The sequence below is a fragment of the Pengzhenrongella sp. genome, assembly GCF_036565025.1.
GTDB lineage: Bacteria > Actinomycetota > Actinomycetes > Actinomycetales > Cellulomonadaceae > Pengzhenrongella.
In genome coordinates this window covers 1-2,632 of record NZ_DATCNW010000003.1, presented here as the reverse complement: position 1 = coordinate 2,632, position 2,632 = coordinate 1, and the positions used below count along the sequence as shown (strand labels likewise).

Genomic DNA, 2,632 nt, shown 5'->3' with positions numbered 1-2,632 from the left:
ACTACACCGCACGGGCACCTAACTGAACGGTATTGGGGTTAGGCCAGCTGGTGGCTCGTCGCCGAGCAGGTCGAGGATCGCGCGCTTGCCGACCTTGCCCGTGGTCACGTAGCTGGGAATCCATCGTTCCGGGTGTGTGGCTGCGAGGGCTTTGACCATCATTGCCTCTCCGACGCCGGGTAACTTGTAGTCGCCTCGGATGCAGTCGTCGAGCCGCGCTTCGACATCGCCTCGCCCATAGAGCAGGTATCGCAATGTGTCGATGGTTCGTGCGCGGTCCTCGTCGTTTTGGAGTAGGCGGTTGAAGCCGGGTTGCGGGCCTGGGGAGCCGTATGCGGGTCCGGCGAGTCGGCGTAGCAGCCGTAGGTCTGGTTCGTCGAGGGCGTCGGGGGTGAGCGCCGCGGCGAGCTCGGCGCGTTCGGCGTCGCGCTCGGGTCGGCCCTCTGGTGGGTAGTTGTTTTCGGAGCGAAACTGCTCGATCAGCTCGGCTAGCTCGTCCACTGAGTGCCCCTTCAGGAACCGTTGGTAGGCCTCAACTTCGGCAGGGCTCCAGCCCTCGGGTGCGCTTCCGGACAGTACGCGCCAGAGCAGCCCCTGGGCGTCGAGTCGGTCGCGCATCGGCGACACGTTTTGCCTTCGGCTGGCGTCGGCGAAGCCGTCGAGGAAAGTGAGTGCATCGGCGTATCGGTCGCCGGGTGTGGCTTCGGTTCGGTGCGGCCGAGCAATGCTTGATACCTGTGGATCGGCATCGGGGAGGGCGTACCTTCCCGGTGATCGAGTAGGTCTCTCAAGCAGGCCGGCGCTAGAACGCCGGTTGGGAAGGTACGCCCATGCTCAAGGTAGTGCAGACCGATCAGGTTGGGCAGCTGTCGGCGGCGGATGTGGCGCCGGGGTCGCTGTTGGATGAACTCGCCCGTGAGGGTGCGCGGCGGATGTTGGCGGCGGCGTTGAAGGCCGAGGCCGACGCCTACGTCGATGCGTGTGTTGGCGAGCTCGACGAGGACGGGCATCGGCTCGTGGTGCGTAACGGCCACCATGACCCGCGCACGGTGACCACATCGTCTGGAGCGGTCCAGGTGCACGCGCCGCGGGTCAACGACAAGCGCATCGACGAAGCGAGCGGTGAGCGCACGCGGTTCTCCTCGGCGATTCTGCCGGCCTGGTGTCGTCGTTCGCCCAAGATCAGCGAGGTGTTGCCGCTGCTGTATCTGCACGGCCTGTCCGGTGGGGACTTCGTCCCGGCGCTGGAGCAGTTCCTCGGCTCGAGCGCGGGCCTGTCTGCCTCGACGATCACCCGGCTGTGTGAGCAGTGGCAAGACGAGCAGCGCGCCTTCGCCCGGCGCGATCTGTCCCAGGTCGACTACGTCTATGTGTGGGCTGACGGCATCCACGTCAACATCCGCCTGCAGGAGCACAAGCTGTGTCTGCTGGTGCTCATTGGGGTGCGTGCCGACGGGTCGAAAGAGTTGATCACTCTGGCCGACGGCTACCGGGAGTCGGTCGAGTCGTGGGCAGACCTGTTGCGGGATGCGAAGCGGCGTGGGATGCGCGCCCCGGTGCTGGCCGTGGGCGACGGGGCGCTCGGGTTCTGGGGCGGGCTGCGTGAGGTGTTCCCCGACACGAGAGAGCAGCGTTGCTGGTTCCACAAGTCGGGCAACGTTCTCTCGGCGATGCCGAAATCGGCGCACCCAGGCGCCAAGAAGCACCTGGCCGAGATCTGGGGCGCGGAGGACAAAACCCATGCACAGCAGGCGATCCGCGCCTTCAGCGACGCCTACGCGGCCAAGTTTCCCAAGGCCGTCGCGAAGATCACCGAGGATGCCGAACAGCTGCTCGCCTTCTACGACTACCCGGCCGAACACTGGGTGCACCTGCGTACCACGAACCCGATCGAGTCAACCTTCGCCACCGTCCGGCACCGCACCAAGATCACCCGCGGACCGGGCTCGAAAGCGGCCGGGCTGGCCATGGCGTTCAAGCTGATCATGGCCGCCCAAGACCGGTGGCGGGCGGTCAACGCACCGCACCTCGTCGCGCTCGTGCGCGCCGGCGCGGTGTTCGTCAACGGCAAACTCGTCGAACGATCAGAAGATCAACAATCAGTCACGCCGCCCGTCGAGACCGCGGCCTGACCAAGATCGATCCACAGGTCTTGACAATTGCTCGGTGCGGCCAGCCGGTGAGCCCGTAGGCAGTGGTGAAAGCGGTCACCCGGTAGACGGGATGCTGTTCGATACCGCGTGCGGCGGCTAGGAAGGACGCCAGGTTGGCCTGCGTGCCCGTTCCGGACACGTCTTTGGGGAGCGCCGCGCAGAAAGAGTTGATCGCGCCCGCCAGGTCGCCTTCGGATTCCCAGAGCGTGAGGAGGGCTGATCGGGCCGCTTCGCGGTGCGCGTCGACCCAGTCTAGGAAGGCGGCGTGCGTGCGCCATGCCGTCAGGTTGTTCGGCGATCCGAAAGCGCGGCGTAGCAGCTGGCTCCAGTCTGGCTCGTCGGTGAGCAGGGCATCTCGGGCGGTGAGAAGGCGGTCGCGAATCTCGAGTTTGTATTGGCGTTCTTCGGCGTCGAAGTCGAGCGACTCGGCGAACCGCGCGGCCCAATGGATGAGCGATTCCCATCGCACGGTTTTAGAC

Annotated in this window: 3 protein-coding genes; 1 reads left to right on the top strand and 2 read right to left on the bottom strand. The window is 66.0% G+C overall.

Annotation, left to right across the window (positions count from 1 at the left end; genetic code table 11):
* Positions 1-18: 18 nt before the first annotated feature.
* Positions 19-618, bottom strand: a complete 600-nt coding sequence (locus VIM26_RS00075) for a hypothetical protein (protein WP_331948262.1) — start codon at positions 616-618, stop codon at positions 19-21.
* A gap of 212 nt (positions 619-830) precedes the next feature.
* Here VIM26_RS00075 and VIM26_RS00070 point away from each other — a divergent pair, with 212 nt between their 5' ends.
* Positions 831-2,132: an IS256 family transposase gene (locus VIM26_RS00070; RefSeq protein ID WP_331948261.1), complete on the top strand. Its 1,302-nt coding sequence runs from the start codon at positions 831-833 to the stop codon at positions 2,130-2,132.
* Here the strand turns inward: VIM26_RS00070 and VIM26_RS00065 are convergent.
* A partial coding sequence (locus VIM26_RS00065) for a hypothetical protein (RefSeq protein WP_331948260.1) occupies positions 2,104-2,632 on the bottom strand: 529 nt, incomplete at its 5' end. The two genes, VIM26_RS00070 and VIM26_RS00065, sit on opposite strands and share 29 nt — an antisense overlap.